Below are 14,467 nucleotides of genomic sequence, written 5' to 3'. Positions count from 1 at the left end.
AAAAGGATAAATCTATGCATAAAAACACCTCCACATCACAGGTTTGTCATATTGATCATTTTACCCCACAAATGTGTAAAACTTACTGCATTTGTGTTAAGAATTTATTAACTTTCGCTTAAAGAAATAAGCCCTGCTCCGGGCAGGGCCTGTTTCTGTATGGAAGTTCTGAGTAATCCCCACTTTCCAACTACCCTGTTTTGGCTCCCGCTCGCTCCAGTGAGCCTCGCGGGCCAAACTATTGCTCGGCTCAAAGCTCCGGCAGGCTTCCCGGCAAATTCGGCATCCTGCCTCAGTTGCCGGCCTCGGGCATCCATGCCCTCGGGCCTGCCTTCGCTTTTCGCCTCGCTAAGTTTGGCTGGCCACTCGGCTCAAGTCGCTCGCTACCGAGCCAAAACAGGAGCTGGGGATACTTCAGATGTAAGTCATATAAATCTATCCTTAACTAAGTATTCAACTAGTAAGTAAATGTAAAGCTGTCCAGAATCACACTTACAGGACGTGATTGCAGCCAGCTGTTCGGCACCCAGGATTCAAAGAAGTAAAGGGCGCCGTTGGTGGGGTCAACCCCGTTGAGGGCATCCAGCGCAGCCCGTTTGGCTTCCTCGCTGGCCGGACGGTTGATCCAGCCGTTTAATACGGGTTCAAACTGGTAAGATCCAGTTTCGTCCACCTGGTAAATGACCGCGGGAATGGAATTCGGGAAAATGCTGCTTTTTACGCGGTTTAATACCACTGCTCCTACTGCCACCTTGGTGATGTAGGATTCGGAATCGGCTTCAGCGGTAATCAACCGTGCCAGAAGGTCAAAGTCGGAACGACTATAATTAACGGGACCGGAGTTGATGGCGCTCCGGCTTACCGGCGCCGGGCTTGTCCCCCAATTATTCGCGGCGGGGATAATCAGTTTCTGTCCCGGGTAGATTAAATCACTTCTCAGACCGTTGGCTGCTTTTATTGACTGAAAGCTCACGCCATAACGCAGGCCAATCAGATAAAGGGTATCCCCGGGCCGCACGGTATATGTACCCGGACTTCCCTTCCCATTCCCTTCCGGAATGTAAAGCTTTTGCCCCGGGTAGATCAGGTCGGTGTAAAGACCGTTGGCCTGGCGCAGGGCATCCACGGTGGTTCCGTAGGCGCGGCTGATCAGAAACAGGGATTCACCGGGACTGACGGTATGGGTGGCCGCTGCCGCAGCACCCACGGGCAGCAACACAAGTGCCGCCAGAGTTGCCAGAAAGTAACGGACGTAAAACAACAGCCTGCTCATTTTTTCCCTCCTCTAGCCTCCGGGGTTAGTTGATGGGTTCGGGTAGAGGGCACCCTACCGCGCGTCTTATTTTCACCTCCTTAATAACGCGCGGATTCACCCCGCTCCGGGTAAAAATTCCCCCGTACCCCGGGTTCCCGGGGATTCGGCCACTGGTAATTCAATTACAAGTGTAATTATACAGGCCCGTCGCCAGCAATGCCAAGTGACAAATAATGCCAGGTTGGCAGTGCCCCCGGCATTTTGGACAAGGATATTCCCCCCTTCGAATGGGGAAGCTACGAAGGCTTTGTCTTAATTTCCAGGGCCCGGGCACCCACCGGGCTGGGCTCCAAAACCAGGGCCCGGGCCATAATGCCGCTTTCCCGGAAGGTATCCTTCATCACCCGGGCAATAAGCTCCAAATTGCTGTCGGCCAGGGCAATTAAACTCGGACCGGCACCGCTTAAGCAAACTCCCCGGGCTCCAGCCAGGCGGGCGGCCGCCAGCACCTTTTTCATTCCGGGTACCAGGGATGCACGGTATGGCTGGTGGAGCCTGTCCTCCATGGCCGTGGCCAGCAGGTCCAGTTTGCCCTGCTGCAGGGCGGCCACCAGCAGGGCCACCCGCCCCAGGTTAAAAACGGCATCCGCCAGGCTGACATGCTGGGGCAACACCTCCCGGGCGGCCCTGGTACTCAGGTGAAAATCGGGTATGGCTACCGCCACCTTCAGACCTGCGGGAGGATCAATTTTCACATAGCGGGTCTCCCCTTCCACCGTAGTGGAAATAACAATTCCGCCCAAAAGGGCCGGGGCCACGTTATCGGGATGGCCCTCGAGCTGCGAGGCCATGGTGAGCAGTTCCCGGCAGGAAAGCTTGTTTCCGGAAAGAATGTTGGCCGCCACCAGGCCACCCACAATGGCCGAGGCACTGCTGCCCAGCCCCCTGGCTACCGGAATGTTGTTGATCAAACGAATGCGCAGGCCCCCGGGATCAAAACCCACCTGTTTGAAGAGATACATGGCTGCCCGGTAAACCACGTTGCTTTCGTCCCGGGCAATCTCCTGAACACCCTCCCCATGCACCTCAATAACCAGGCCGCTGGATAGACGTACCATTTCTACTATGTTATAAAATTTCAAAGCCATCCCCAGGCAATCAAAACCCGGGCCCAGGTTGGCCGTGGTGGCAGGTACCTGTACGCGGACCATTCTCTTACCCTGCCCCTTTCTACTCACCTTCTACCCGAATACAGCTGGCGATCCGGTCAACCGAACTCAGGCATCCAACCAGGCGTAAAGCATCCTGCAGGTTTTGTTCCCGCACCCGGTGGGTAACCATCACGATTTCCGCCCTGTCGCCATCGGTATGCTTTTGGATTACCGAAGCCAGGCTAACTTCCTTATCCCCAAAGGCATAGGCTATGGAGGCCAGCACTCCCGGCCTGTCGGCCACCATCAGGCGAATGTAAAACTTGCTTTCGGTCATGGCCATGGGCTTGATCGGTTTTTCGTCGTAACAGGTGCAGCCGATGAAACCCGGCACTTTATATAAAATGTGGCGGGCCGCATCCATGATATCTGCCGCAACAGCGCTTCCAGTGGGTAATTCCCCCGCGCCGCGGCCGTAAAACATGGTGTCACCCACGGCATCGCCCCGGACAAAAATGGCGTTAAAGACGTCGTTAACTGAAGCCAGGGGGTGATTTTGGGGGATCATGGTCGGATGCACCCGCACCTCGATGCCCTCAGGAGTTTCCTTGGCAATGGCCAGCAACTTGATCACATAATTCAACTCCCGGGCATAGGCAATATCCCTGGCGGTGATTTTGCTGATCCCTTCCACGTAGACATCGTTTAAGGTGATGCGGGAATTAAAGGCGATGGAAGCAAGGATGGCCAGTTTGCGCGCCGCGTCCAGCCCCTCCACATCGGCGGTGGGATCGGCCTCGGCATAACCTTTGGCCTGCGCTTCCCGCAGTGCCCGGTCAAAATCCACTCCTTCCCGGGTCATTTTGCTCAACATGTAGTTGGTTGTACCGTTGATAATGCCCATAATCTCCTGAATGCGGTTGGCCGCCAGGCATTGTTTCAAAGGACGGATGATGGGGATGCCTCCGGCCACGCTGCCTTCAAAAAGGAGGCCGGCACCGCTGGCCGCAGCGGTGGCAAAGAGTTCCTTACCGTGCAGGGCAATCATGTCCTTGTTGGCCGTAACCACACTTTTGCCCCGCTTCAGGGCGGCCATGACATAGTCCAGCGCCGGGTGGATACCTCCCATTACCTCCACCACAATGGCTATTTCCGGGTCGTCCAGAATGTCCTGGTAATTATCAGTAAGCAGGGCCGGATCCAGCGGGATGCCCCGGTCCCTGGTCAGATCGCGGACAAGGATGCGGGAAATTTCAACGGGTGCGCCGACCTTATGGGCAATGTTTTCCGCATTGCCGGTGAGAATGCGGTAAACCCCGCGGCCTACCGTTCCCAGGCCTAAAAGTGCTATTTTTACCGGTTCTTGCAAAACCCTCTCTCCTTCCTTCAAACACTTGTCCCTGGTACAGCCATGAATATTTTATCATCGTTAACTGGTTGAGGGCAAATAAAAAACCGGCCTGGGACCGGTTAAATAATTATACAGATAAGTCCACCGCTTCCCTCGTTTACGATGCGCTGGATGGTTTCCTGCAGTTTTGCCCGGGCATTTTCAGGCATGCGATAGAGCTTGTTTTGAATTCCTTCCCTGACCAGATCATGCACAGACTTGCCAAATATCTCGGACTGCCAGATTTTCTGCGGGTTGGATTCAAACTCGGTGAGCATGTAACGAACCAGTTCTTCGCATTGCCGTTCAGTACCGATAATGGGAGTAATTTCGGTGGCAATATCAGCCCTGATCATGTGAATGGAGGGAGCCGTTGCCTTAAGTTTGACACCAAAGCGGCTGCCCTGACGGATTAACTGCGGCTCCTCCAAAACCATTTCGTCCAGGCTGGGAGTTACCACCCCGTAACCGGTTTCCCGCACTTCCGCCAGCGCCTGGGCTACCTTGTCGTACTCCCGCTTGGCCACGGCCAGTTCTTTGACCAGCCTGAACAGTTCATGGTCTCCGCTAATCTTAAAGCCAGATTCTTCGCTCAAGACCTGGAAGAAAAGCTCCTGGGGAGAAGTTATTTCAATGGCTGCCACCCCGGTACCCATATCCATTTTGGTGATACTGACTGACCCGGCAAAATCGTAGTCTCCAAGCCTTTCCACCGCGCCGTTAATATCCCGTAAACGGCGCACGTTCTGGATGGTCTCGCGAACCGACTCCTCCACTTTTTGCCTTAACCAGTGGCTGCTGTCCAGTTCCTCCACCCATTGCGGGAGCAGTACGTTAACCTCGTTGACGGGAAATTCCATCAGTACCGTTTCCAGAATAAAAAGGGCGTCCTGCTGGGTCATCTGCAGGCAATCCACCGGCAAAACGGGAACATCGTATTTTTCGGCCAGTTCTTCGGCCAGGGCTATCGTTTGAGGGTCCTGGGGACGGGTGCTGTTCAAAAGCACCAGAAAGGGACGGTTGATGTCCTTGAACTCGGCAATAACCCTTTCTTCCGCTTCAACATAATTTTCCCGTGGGATATCGGTAATGCTGCCGTCGGTGGTGACCACCACACCCATGGTGGAGTGATCCGCAATTACCTTGCGGGTGCCGATTTCCGCCGCCTCCTGGAAAGGAATGGGTTCGTCAAACCAGGGGGTTGATACCATCCGCGGGCCGCTTTCATCCTCGTAGCCCAGGGCACCCTCCACCCGGTAACCCACGCAGTCAACCAGACGCATTTTCACCTTGAGGTTGGGTGAAATGGTGATTTCCACAGCCTCATTGGGCACGAATTTGGGTTCTGTAGTCATTACCGTCCTGCCGGCACCACTCTGGGGCAGCTCATCCTTGGCCCGTTCCCGGTCGTAGGGGTTTTCGATGTTCGGTATCATCAGCAGTTCGGCAAAACGCTTGATAAAAGTGGACTTGCCCGTGCGGACACCGCCACTCACGCCCAGGTAGATATCGCCGCCGGTACGTTCCGCGATATCCCGGAAGATATCCACTTTTTCCATGGACGTATTCCCTCCTTAATAAAGGTTTTGCAGCCGGGAGCTTACGAGACTAGTTTTTTCCAATGGCATACATTAACAATATATATATATTAAGCCCCCGGCGGATTATGACCGGGGGAACTTTTTTATGCCGGGAATTCCATGCCGCTGGCAACTGAATTAAGGAAAAAATTTGGCCACTCCGGCAGGAATCCCACGCTTGATGTCGAACAATTTTTAAGTCAAGAAAAAGTTGTCAGGAGAGGAGAGTGATGCATGAAAAGGATGCCTTGCCCGCCGGTAAAGGCAGGGCTCCTGTGGCGGGCCTTTCTGTTGAGCTTTTTATTGGTGTGCCTGGTTCCTTCAGTTTCGTGGGCTGCCCTCAAGCACACGGTGGCGGCCGGCGAAACACTTTACGAACTGAGCCGGCGGTATGGAATCACCGTTGAGGCTTTGCAGGCAGCCAATGGTTTAAACGGACATCTGATCTACCCTGGTCAGACACTGATTATCCCCGGTTCGGCAAAGGCAAAGCCAGCCCGGAACACCGTGGCGGCCAGTAAAAATACCCGTGCCGGGGTTAACAAATACACAGTCCGTCCGGGGGATTCACTGTATGTGATCGCACAGCGTTACGGCGTGCGCGTACAAGCCATCAGGGAGGCTAATAATTTAACCTCCGACTTGATTTTTCCGGAACAGGTTTTAATTATACCCGGTGGCACCACCGGAGTGTCTCCTGGCCGTCAGGTTTCCCGCGGCGAAACGGACGACGTAAGGGCAGTGCTTGCCAGGGCTGTTTCCCTGCTGGGCAAGCCCTATGCATACGGGGGCAGTGGCCCGGAAGCTTTTGACTGCTCCGGCTTTACTTCCTATGTGTTTCGGGAAACAGTGGGAATAAGCTTGCCCCATAACGCGGCTGCTCAAGCCCGGCTCGGCACCCGGGTTGGTCGCGATGATTTATCCCCCGGGGATCTGGTTTTCTTCAGCTATTACGGCAGCGGTGGCATTGACCATGTAGGTATTTATGCAGGCCAGGACCGGTTTATTCATGCTTCTTCCAGTAAAGGGGTTAAATATTCTTCCCTCAACGAGTCTTACTACGCCGCCAATTACCGGGGAGCAACCAGAATCCTGCGGTAATCTAAGCAAAAGCGCCCGCCCTGGACGAGCGGGCGTTTGCTATTTGCAGTTTTTTTCACGCCACAATGCAGCTGCCAGGGCCACCTCTTCCATCTCGCGCCGGCGGCCCCTGCTCATCAGGTTAACCACCGCTTCCCGGGGGGGTAATCCCTCAAAAAGCACCCGGTACATCTGCTCGGTAATGGGCATTTCCACCTGGTACCGGGCCGCCAGGCGGTAGGCCGCCCGGGTGGTGCGCACCCCTTCCACCACCATCTGCACACTGGCCACCGCTTCGGAAAGGCTCTTCCCCCGGCCGATTTCGATCCCGGCCCGGCGGTTGCGGCTGTGCATGCTGGTGCAGGTGACAATTAAATCCCCCACCCCGGCCAGACCGGCAAAAGTGAGGGGGTTGGCCCCCATGGCCAGCCCCAGGCGGGTGATTTCGGCCAGGCCCCGGGTCATCAAAGCTGCTTTGGTGTTGTCCCCAAAACCCAGCCCGTCGGCAATACCCGTGCCCAGGGCAATAATATTTTTCAGGGCTCCCCCCAGCTCTACCCCGGCCACATCGGGGTTGGTATAAACCCGGAAGTTGCCGGTCATGAACAGGTCCTGGGCGGCCTCGGCCGCCGCCATATCCCGGCCGGCCACCACGACGGCGGTGGGTATCCCCCGCCCCACTTCTTCGGCGTGACTGGGTCCGGAAAGGACCACGTAACGGTTGGTTTCCTCTTCCCCGGCTTCCGCGGCAAATACCCGGGAAAGGGTGAGGAGGCTGTCTTCTTCAATGCCCTTGGCTGCATTGATCAACAGTGCCCGGGCCGGCAGGTGCGGGAGTGAGGCGCGCAGGACTTCCCGGAAAGCATGGGAAGGCACGCTGAAAATAACCGCCCGGGCGTTTTTTACCACCGCGGGAAGATCCGGGGTCACGCGCACGTTTGGGGGGAGAGAAACTCCCGGCAGGTAGCGGCTGTTCTGACCTTCGGCATTAATTTGAGCGGCCAGGCCCGCCCGGCGCGACCACATGTCCACCGGTATTCCTTTACCGGCCAGCAGCACGGCCAGGGCCGTGGCCCAGCTGCCGGCTCCCAGGATGGCTACCTTTTGTTTCACTACCGCCAACCCTTCCCTTTAACGGATTTTAGATTCGGTGCCGGCCAGCAGCCGGCGGATATTGGGTATGTGTTTGTATACGGCAATTACCGCCACCACCAGGGCAAAAGCCAGGTACTCACGGGGCCGGTGTAAAAGGAGCATCCACAGGGGCATTGAAACGGCAGCCACTATGGAACCCAGGGAGACGTAACGAAAAGCCGCCACCACTACCACCCAAAGCCCCAGGGCCAAAAGGGCGGCCGCCGGAGTAAGGCCGAGGAAAACTCCCAGACCGGTGGCAATAATTTTTCCTCCCCTGAAGCCCAGGAACACCGGCCAGCTGTGCCCGGCGATTGCGGCCAGGCCACAGGCCAGCTCAAGACCGTGCCCCCCCAGGTAACGCCCCAGGAGTACGGCCACCAGACCCTTGCCGGCATCACCGGTGAGGGCAATTGCGCCCGCCACAGGGCCCAGGTTCCGCCAGACATTGGTGGTTCCGATATTGCCGCTGCCGTGTTGCCGGATGTCTACCCCCCGGGCGCGTCCCAACAGGTAGCCTACGGGAATTGAGCCAATCAGATAGCTGACCATAACGGCCAGAACAGCCATTTTTCTCCCCCCTTTTAATCCCGCTGCCGCAGTACAAAACGGATGGGCGTTCCTTCAAAGCCAAAGGCCGCCCGGAGCTGGTTTTCCAGGTAGCGCAGGTAAGAAAAGTGCATCAACTCCGGATCGTTGACAAACAGGATGAAAGTGGGTGGTTTTACCCCGCCCTGGGTGGCGTAGAGTATTTTCAAACGCCGGTTTTTGTCGGCCGGCGGCGGGTTATGCAAAACGGCGTCCCTGATCAGCCTGTTTAGCTCTGACGTGCTGATGCGCAAACACTGCTGCTGTGCCACCAGGTCAACCATTTCTAAAAGCCTGTGCACCCGCTTTCCGGTAAGGGCGGAGATGAAAACTACCGGGGCATAGGTCATGAAGGCCAGTTCCCGGCGAATAAGCTCGGTGAAGCGCCGGGAGGTATGGGTATCCTTTTCCACCAGGTCCCATTTATTCACAGCCAGCACGCTGGCCTTGCCCTGCTCATGGGCATAGCCGGCAATGCGCTTGTCCTGATCGGTTACGCCTTCCAGGGCGTCCAGCACAACCAGGGCCACCTCGCAGCGGTCTACCGCCCTTAAGGAACGAATTACGCTGTATTTTTCTATGGCCTCCTCTATACGGCTCTTGCGCCGGATGCCCGCCGTATCCACCAGCATATAGCGGCGCCCTTCCCGCTCAAAGTAGGTGTCAATGGCGTCCCGGGTGGTGCCGGGGATGTCGCTAACGATCACCCGCTCTTCACCCAGAATGGCATTAACCAGGGAAGACTTACCCACATTGGGCCGTCCGATGACGGCAATGCGGATGGTATCGGGTTCCCCTTCCTCCGCGGCTACGGGAGGCAAAACCGACACCAGGCGGTCCAGCAAGTCCCCGGTGTTCATCCCCTGAGCCGCAGAAATGGGGATGGGCTCGCCCAGGCCCAGGCGGAAAAAGTCCACCAGCTGACCGGTGCGCTGGAAATTTTCCACCTTGTTGGCCACCAGCAATACGGGCTTGCTGGTGCGCCGCAGCAGAGCGGCCACGTCCTCATCCGTACTCGTTAATCCCGCCCGGGCATCCACCAGAAAGATCACGACGTCGGCTTCTTCTATGGCCAGCTCTACCTGCCGCCGCACCTGCCGGGGAATATCCCCCGATTCCACAAAGTCCAGCCCGCCGGTATCCACGAGGGTAAAAACGCGCCCCGCCCACTCGGCATCCTGATAGAGCCGGTCGCGGGTTATTCCAGGCTCATCTTCCACTATGGCTATGCGGCTCCCCACCAGGCGGTTAAAAAGGGTAGATTTTCCCACATTGGGGCGTCCTACAATGGCTACTATTGGCTTGGACAAGGGCAAAATCCCTCACTTTCCAAACAGGCCTCCACCAGTTCCGCCGGTCCATCAACCACTATCACGGGGCGGTTCAGACGGCCGGAAAGTTCCTGCACAGTCATACCATCCAGAAAAACCTGCTCCGGCTGGCGCAACATGACTGCGGGCAGGACTAAGGTTTGTCCCGGATTGCGGCCTTCCAGGGCTTCTAAAATGTCTTTTCCGGAAACAAGGCCGGCCACGGTCACCTGCGGGCCAAATAGACGGTTGGGGATGACGGCCAGTTCCACCGCCAGATTGTTAATTTCATTTAACCTGGCCACCACCGGCGCCAGGACACTTTCGGCCAGCATACCGGTGGCCACGGTCACCTTACGGGGGCAGGGCAGTGCCCGGGGCAGGGACTGGGAGATCTTCTCCCATTCATCCAGAAAGAGACGCACCAGTCCCACACCGTTTTCCGTCTGGGGAAAATCATCGTAACGCAAGGCAGGGGGAACTTTCCTTCCCGCCAGCAGGTAAAATTCATCGCTGGCAAAGACCACCGCGTGGGCGCAGCGTTCCAGGCAATGGTCCTGCCAGGTTTGCACCTGTTCCACTATCAAAGTGGCCTCTTCCCGGGTGAAGGGGCGCAGGGGAAAAAGCCCCTCCCGGTAACTGGTAAGGCCTACCGGAACGATGGCCACGGAACGTACCGCCGGCCAGAGGTTCACCAGGTCCCTCACGGTGCGTTCCAGTTCCACCCCATCGTTTATCCCCGGGCACAGGACCACCTGGGTATGCATTTCTATTCCCCCCTGGGCCAGCCGGTGCAGTTGCTCCATGATTTTGCCGGCCCGGGGGTGGCCGAGCATTTTTTCCCTTAAGGCGGGGTTGGTGGTGTGCACCGATATGTAAAGGGGCGACAACCGCTGCCGGATGATCCGTTCCAGATCCCTCTCCCTCAAATTGGTCAGGGTAATAAAGTTCCCCTGGGTGAAGGAAAGGCGGTAGTCGTCGTCTTTGACGTACAGGGTGGGGCGCAGGCCCCGGGGCATTTGATCAACGAAACAGAAAAGGCAGCGGTTCTGGCAGCGGCGGATGGGTTCCAGTCCCCCGCCGGCAAAATCCACGCCCAGGTCGTCGTCAAAATCCTTTTCCACATCGCAGAGCCATTCTTCGCCGCTGGCCTTGACCAGGGTGATGGTCAGTTCCTCGTCGCAGGTCAAAAAGCGGTAGTCCAGAATGTCCTCCACCGGCAGGCCGTTTACGGCCACCAGCCGGTCCCCCGGTTCCATGCCCAGTTCGGCGGCAATGCTGCCGGGGGCTACTCTTTCTATTACAAGACCCTGCACCGTCATGATCGTCACCTTTTGCTGGAAAACGTTACGAATAGGTAACAGTATTATATTGTAATTTCACGCCGTATCGCAAGTATTGGAATGCTGCGTGTCATGTTATTTGGAACACGGCGTGTCGCAAATCTTTGGGCTGCCACAAAGGCACGGCGTTGTCCCGCTCACTCATATGCTCCGCGCCGACAGCACCACGGTTCGCTTCGGGCCGGCTCTGGCTCTCTGCGGATTGCCCGCTACCAATCATTCTTTGTTGTTACCTGTTGAAATAAATATGTCTTAAAAGTCTTCTTCCGGGTAGTTTATCATGCGTCCTCGAGAGCCGAGTCGGCAGCCTCGCTTCACCGGGTGCTGTGACCGGCGCTCCGCAAAATCGTTCGCTCTAGACAACGCCGTGCCTTTGGCATTAACAGAGCGGTTTCACTAAACATTATACCAATGATGTGAATTAGTGCTTCACAATGACGTAGACGCCGTTTTCCAGGTCGTGAACCATGGCGTCCAGGGTGCGGGCTAAATAACGGGCCATCTTTTCCTGTTCTTCCTGGTTACGGGCAAAAAAAATAGGCGCTCCTCCGGCGACAATATCCATGTTTAAGGTTACCACGGCCAGTATGCGGTCTGCCATTGCCATCCTCTCCACCGTTTTTTACCTGGCGGCCATGCGTCCCGCTTCGGTTTTCAAGGGCCTGGAGCGGGCGCTTTCCAGTACGGGAGTGCGCTTCACCGCCAGGATCAAAGCATCCATGTCCCTTTCCACCGGCACCGTATACAGTCCCACCGCCCCGCTGTCGGGGTCGATGCGGGCCAGAGGGGTGAATTCGGGAAGATCCACGTCCTTTTTGGTTCCCAGGAGCACCGTGACAGTGTGGGCCATGGCCTGGCGCTGTCCCAGATCATGGATGGTGGCCCGGGCATCGGCATTCTTTGGTTTGATTAAAACCGCCAGGCCTTCAGCCGTAATTTTTTCGCGCATTTCCTTTAAGCCAATATTGATAAACCCGATGTTCTCCACCATGAGGATGGAATCTTTAAACCATATTCTGGCCGGGACAACCTCGCATATATCCCCGATGGTCTCCCCGGCCATAAAGGTGCGCACAAAGAGGATGGCCAGCAGGGCCATGATAATCGCTGCCGGGGCCTTCCCCAGCTCGTAGGCAATGCTGGTAAAAAGGGCGCAGGCCATGGTCAGGTAGTTGCGGGCTTCAAAGGTGCGGGCTATCCCCTCGATATAATCGCTGCCCCGCTTGACCAGCTCGTTTTCGTCCAGATGTTCTAAGGTTTTTCTTTCGATACCACGGATTTCCCGGAATTGGCTGGCGGCCAGGGCCAGAAAGGTCACCGCTGTATAATCCGGTTTCAGGATGGCCGGGATGGCCACCGCCCCCAGGGCCGAAGCAATAAAACCAAGGGACAGGTGGGAAAGATAGCCGTGGGGGTAGCCGGGATACTGGCGGTAGTCCAGGTGCAGCATGACCATGCGGGCCACAGTCCCGGCCAGTGTCCCGGCAATGATGGTACCAAGGTAATGTTCCAATTTACTTCCACCCCTAATCCTGCCGGATGCGTTCCAGGTGGTCCCTGGCCGCTTCGCTGGCATCGGGATCTTCATGACCCGGGGCAGGGATATGGGTGGCCTTTTCAGCAGTGTCCAGATCAGGTTTTCTGGCCCGCCGGGGGGCAAAGAAGCTGGTAAATTCCCGGCCAAAGAAGTCGCCAAGCCTGCTTTTGGCCCTCTCCCAGCTGCCGGCGCTGATGAGCAGGAAGGCACTACCGCCCAACAGGGTCAAGGCGATAATCCAGCCCAGGGCTTTCCAGCTGCCCGGTGTTCCCGCCGTGCGGTCGGTAATTGGTTTGGGCATTCCTTCAGGCGCGGGTCCGGTGAGACCGAGCACGACCGGGACGGCGTCGGCGAGGAGGGCGACGCCCCGCTCGGCCTCCTCCCTGGTGTTGGTGTGGGTACCCGCTTCAATGAGCAGGGCGGTAGGCATGAGATCCTGGTTGTAGTCACCCTGGGCGGTGAAAATTTCTTTCACTATCGGCTTGTGCACGCTGTTGGCATAGGACATAAGCCTCTTGGCAAAATCAAGGTTGGCCTGCATCCGGGGGTTTTCCCGTCCCACCACCAGCCGTGCTTGAGCCACCTGCTGATCGGAAATGTAACGCCGGTAATAGGTGGAGTCGGGTACGCCATCCCTGTGCACATCAAAAAGGGCAATGGGGTTATTTTGCATCAATCTTACTGCCGTTCTCCGGGAACGGTAGTAGGCGTTATCATCGTGGGGGTCGTGGGGAGTTTTGTCGTAATCCACTCTCACCCCACCATTTTTCAAGCGGTTCACCAGGGTTTCCCCTACTTGATAAATGCCTCCCTTAAAGGGGATGGATTCCGAGCCGTCCGTAGGCACATAGGATTCATCGCTATGGGTATGGTAGATACCCACCGGCCGGGTGTTGCGGACCATCTGGACGACGGGGACCTCCAGCCGGCTGTAAAATTCGTTGTAGGCCAGCAGGTCTTTGTCCATCCCGATAAAGCGGGCGCAGGCGGTATTACCCTGGATTCGGACCACCCGGTAATGACGGCCTTCGGCGGTGAAGATTTCGTCACCCACCGCGACCCGGCGTGAAACCTGACTGATTACCCGGCCATGCTCGTCCTTTACCGTGCATACGTTGCCCACCCGGTGGTCGTTTTCTGCTTCTTTGAAAAAGGAAGCCAATGACCATACAGGTTGGGTGAGCCGGGAAGCCGATAAACCCACCAGCAAGGATATCCCTACCAGTAACAGGCCGATTCCCCAAATGATCCTGCTTTTTGCCCCGGTCACTTTAATGACCCCCTTTCACCGGTTTTGCGATCCTCTTTCCCGGCTGCGTCCTCTTCGCCGTCGCCGGGATCCGTTCCTGGTTTGCGTAAAGCCTTGAGCAGCGCTTCCGGCCGCCCCTTCATCGCAGGACCTCCCTGAAGCCGTTCCCGTACCTCGCCCACCACTTCGGCCAGGAGTACGGCCAGGATTCCCGCCAGTACAATGGCATCAAAGGCGCCGGCTCCGCCAATGGCCACCCGGCCTGCAGGGGCACCGCGGGCGACCAGCCAGAAATAGTAACCTATATCCAGAGCCAGTAACCCGAGGGTGGCTGAAACAAAGGCGGCCCGCCTGGAACGTCCGGCCAGGTAACCCACCAATCCGGCCACCAGCGGGTAAAGCCACAGGGCATCAAGGATTTCGTACCTGCCCCCGGGTTCCGGCAGGCCGCGCATCACCAGGGAGCCCACGGCATAGACCGCCAGGGCGGTCACCCCCGCTCCCACCAGGGCACGGGTGCGTTCTGCAGCGGTACCTGCTTTGGAGAGCAGGTAAATGGCCAAACCCAGGGGAATCAGACCGCCGCCGACGTTAATGGAAACGGGGTAGCGGCCGCCCGGAATGGGTATGGAGATAAAACTGCCTATGATCATGGCAACAATTACCGCCAGGGCACCCCGGTCGGTTAGGCGCATGCGGTCCAGGGCCCGGTGTGCCAGGCCAAAAAAGATCAAAAGGGAAACAATAATCAGTGCGGTGAAACCCACGGGAAAGCCGGTCATCTGCAATCCTCCTCGTTATTAATTCTTTTTTTAGACTGCCCCGGCCGGGTGTAAATATGCAAAAAAAA

General features: G+C 56.9%; 13 protein-coding genes and 1 riboswitch. Of the genes, 1 reads left to right on the top strand and 12 read right to left on the bottom strand.

Annotated elements, in window-relative coordinates; translation table 11 throughout:
* Positions 1 to 457 precede the first annotated feature (457 nt).
* From D7024_RS07825 to spoIVA, 4 genes are all read right to left on the bottom strand, one after another.
* The gene (locus D7024_RS07825) at positions 458 to 1,273 is read right to left on the bottom strand and encodes a LysM peptidoglycan-binding domain-containing protein (protein WP_121451285.1); all 816 of its coding nucleotides are present in this window, start codon (positions 1,271 to 1,273) and stop codon (positions 458 to 460) included.
* Positions 1,274 to 1,434, bottom strand: a riboswitch (cyclic di-AMP (ydaO/yuaA leader).
* Positions 1,435 to 1,551: 117 nt separating this feature from the next.
* Positions 1,552 to 2,466, bottom strand: coding sequence for a homoserine kinase (gene thrB, locus D7024_RS07820; protein ID WP_121451284.1), 915 nt, complete (start codon positions 2,464 to 2,466; stop codon positions 1,552 to 1,554).
* Between the two features lie 19 nt (positions 2,467 to 2,485).
* On the bottom strand, positions 2,486 to 3,775 hold the full coding sequence (locus tag D7024_RS07815; RefSeq protein ID WP_121451283.1) for a homoserine dehydrogenase: 1,290 nt from the start codon (positions 3,773 to 3,775) through the stop codon (positions 2,486 to 2,488).
* A gap of 101 nt (positions 3,776 to 3,876) precedes the next feature.
* The gene (gene spoIVA / locus D7024_RS07810) at positions 3,877 to 5,355 is read right to left on the bottom strand and encodes a stage IV sporulation protein A (RefSeq protein WP_121451282.1); all 1,479 of its coding nucleotides are present in this window, start codon (positions 5,353 to 5,355) and stop codon (positions 3,877 to 3,879) included.
* A gap of 255 nt (positions 5,356 to 5,610) precedes the next feature.
* Between spoIVA and D7024_RS07805 the strand changes: the two genes are divergently transcribed.
* Positions 5,611 to 6,477, top strand: a complete 867-nt coding sequence (locus D7024_RS07805) for a C40 family peptidase (protein WP_121451281.1) — start codon at positions 5,611 to 5,613, stop codon at positions 6,475 to 6,477.
* A 39-nt stretch (positions 6,478 to 6,516) separates the two neighbouring features.
* Here D7024_RS07805 and D7024_RS07800 read toward each other — a convergent pair whose 3' ends face one another.
* The 8 genes from D7024_RS07800 to D7024_RS07765 all read right to left on the bottom strand — a co-directional run bounded on the left by D7024_RS07800 (position 6,517) and on the right by D7024_RS07765 (position 14,399).
* Positions 6,517 to 7,569: an NAD(P)H-dependent glycerol-3-phosphate dehydrogenase gene (locus D7024_RS07800; RefSeq protein ID WP_165859310.1), complete on the bottom strand. Its 1,053-nt coding sequence runs from the start codon at positions 7,567 to 7,569 to the stop codon at positions 6,517 to 6,519.
* A gap of 18 nt (positions 7,570 to 7,587) precedes the next feature.
* Positions 7,588 to 8,160: a glycerol-3-phosphate 1-O-acyltransferase PlsY gene (plsY, locus tag D7024_RS07795; RefSeq protein ID WP_121451279.1), complete on the bottom strand. Its 573-nt coding sequence runs from the start codon at positions 8,158 to 8,160 to the stop codon at positions 7,588 to 7,590.
* Between the two features lie 14 nt (positions 8,161 to 8,174).
* Positions 8,175 to 9,488: a ribosome biogenesis GTPase Der gene (gene der, locus D7024_RS07790; protein ID WP_121451278.1), complete on the bottom strand. Its 1,314-nt coding sequence runs from the start codon at positions 9,486 to 9,488 to the stop codon at positions 8,175 to 8,177.
* The gene (locus D7024_RS07785; protein ID WP_121451277.1) at positions 9,473 to 10,810 is read right to left on the bottom strand and encodes a DUF512 domain-containing protein; all 1,338 of its coding nucleotides are present in this window, start codon (positions 10,808 to 10,810) and stop codon (positions 9,473 to 9,475) included. Before D7024_RS07785 ends, der begins: the two co-directional genes overlap by 16 nt.
* A gap of 442 nt (positions 10,811 to 11,252) precedes the next feature.
* Entirely contained in the window at positions 11,253 to 11,432 is a 180-nt protein-coding gene (locus tag D7024_RS07780) for a capping complex subunit for YIEGIA (RefSeq protein WP_121451276.1), read from the bottom strand.
* 21 nt (positions 11,433 to 11,453) lie between these two features.
* The gene (locus D7024_RS07775) at positions 11,454 to 12,344 is read right to left on the bottom strand and encodes a YIEGIA family protein (RefSeq protein WP_121451275.1); all 891 of its coding nucleotides are present in this window, start codon (positions 12,342 to 12,344) and stop codon (positions 11,454 to 11,456) included.
* 13 nt (positions 12,345 to 12,357) lie between these two features.
* Entirely contained in the window at positions 12,358 to 13,638 is a 1,281-nt protein-coding gene (gene spoIIP, locus D7024_RS07770) for a stage II sporulation protein P (protein ID WP_121451274.1), read from the bottom strand.
* The gene (locus D7024_RS07765; RefSeq protein ID WP_121451273.1) at positions 13,635 to 14,399 is read right to left on the bottom strand and encodes a DUF1614 domain-containing protein; all 765 of its coding nucleotides are present in this window, start codon (positions 14,397 to 14,399) and stop codon (positions 13,635 to 13,637) included. Before D7024_RS07765 ends, spoIIP begins: the two co-directional genes overlap by 4 nt.
* Positions 14,400 to 14,467: the final 68 nt, after the last annotated feature.

The sequence above is a fragment of the Desulfofundulus salinus genome (assembly GCF_003627965.1).
Lineage (GTDB): Bacteria > Bacillota > Desulfotomaculia > Desulfotomaculales > Desulfovirgulaceae > Desulfofundulus > Desulfofundulus salinus.
Note: the sequence above shows the minus strand (reverse complement) of the source record. Positions and strands in the feature narration are given on the sequence as shown.

Bases quoted from the DNA above. Each gene is read 5' to 3' on its own strand.
- D7024_RS07825 (WP_121451285.1), bottom strand. From the start codon at position 1,273: ATGAGCAGGCTGTTGTTTTACGTCCGTTACTTTCTGGCAACTCTGGCG.
- thrB (WP_121451284.1), bottom strand. From the start codon at position 2,466: ATGGTCCGCGTACAGGTACCTGCCACCACGGCCAACCTGGGCCCGGGT.
- spoIVA (WP_121451282.1), bottom strand. From the start codon at position 5,355: ATGGAAAAAGTGGATATCTTCCGGGATATCGCGGAACGTACCGGCGGC.
- D7024_RS07805 (WP_121451281.1), top strand. From the start codon at position 5,611: ATGAAAAGGATGCCTTGCCCGCCGGTAAAGGCAGGGCTCCTGTGGCGG.
- plsY (WP_121451279.1), bottom strand. From the start codon at position 8,160: ATGGCTGTTCTGGCCGTTATGGTCAGCTATCTGATTGGCTCAATTCCC.
- D7024_RS07785 (WP_121451277.1), bottom strand. From the start codon at position 10,810: ATGACGGTGCAGGGTCTTGTAATAGAAAGAGTAGCCCCCGGCAGCATT.
- D7024_RS07780 (WP_121451276.1), bottom strand. From the start codon at position 11,432: ATGGCAGACCGCATACTGGCCGTGGTAACCTTAAACATGGATATTGTC.
- D7024_RS07765 (WP_121451273.1), bottom strand. From the start codon at position 14,399: ATGACCGGCTTTCCCGTGGGTTTCACCGCACTGATTATTGTTTCCCTT.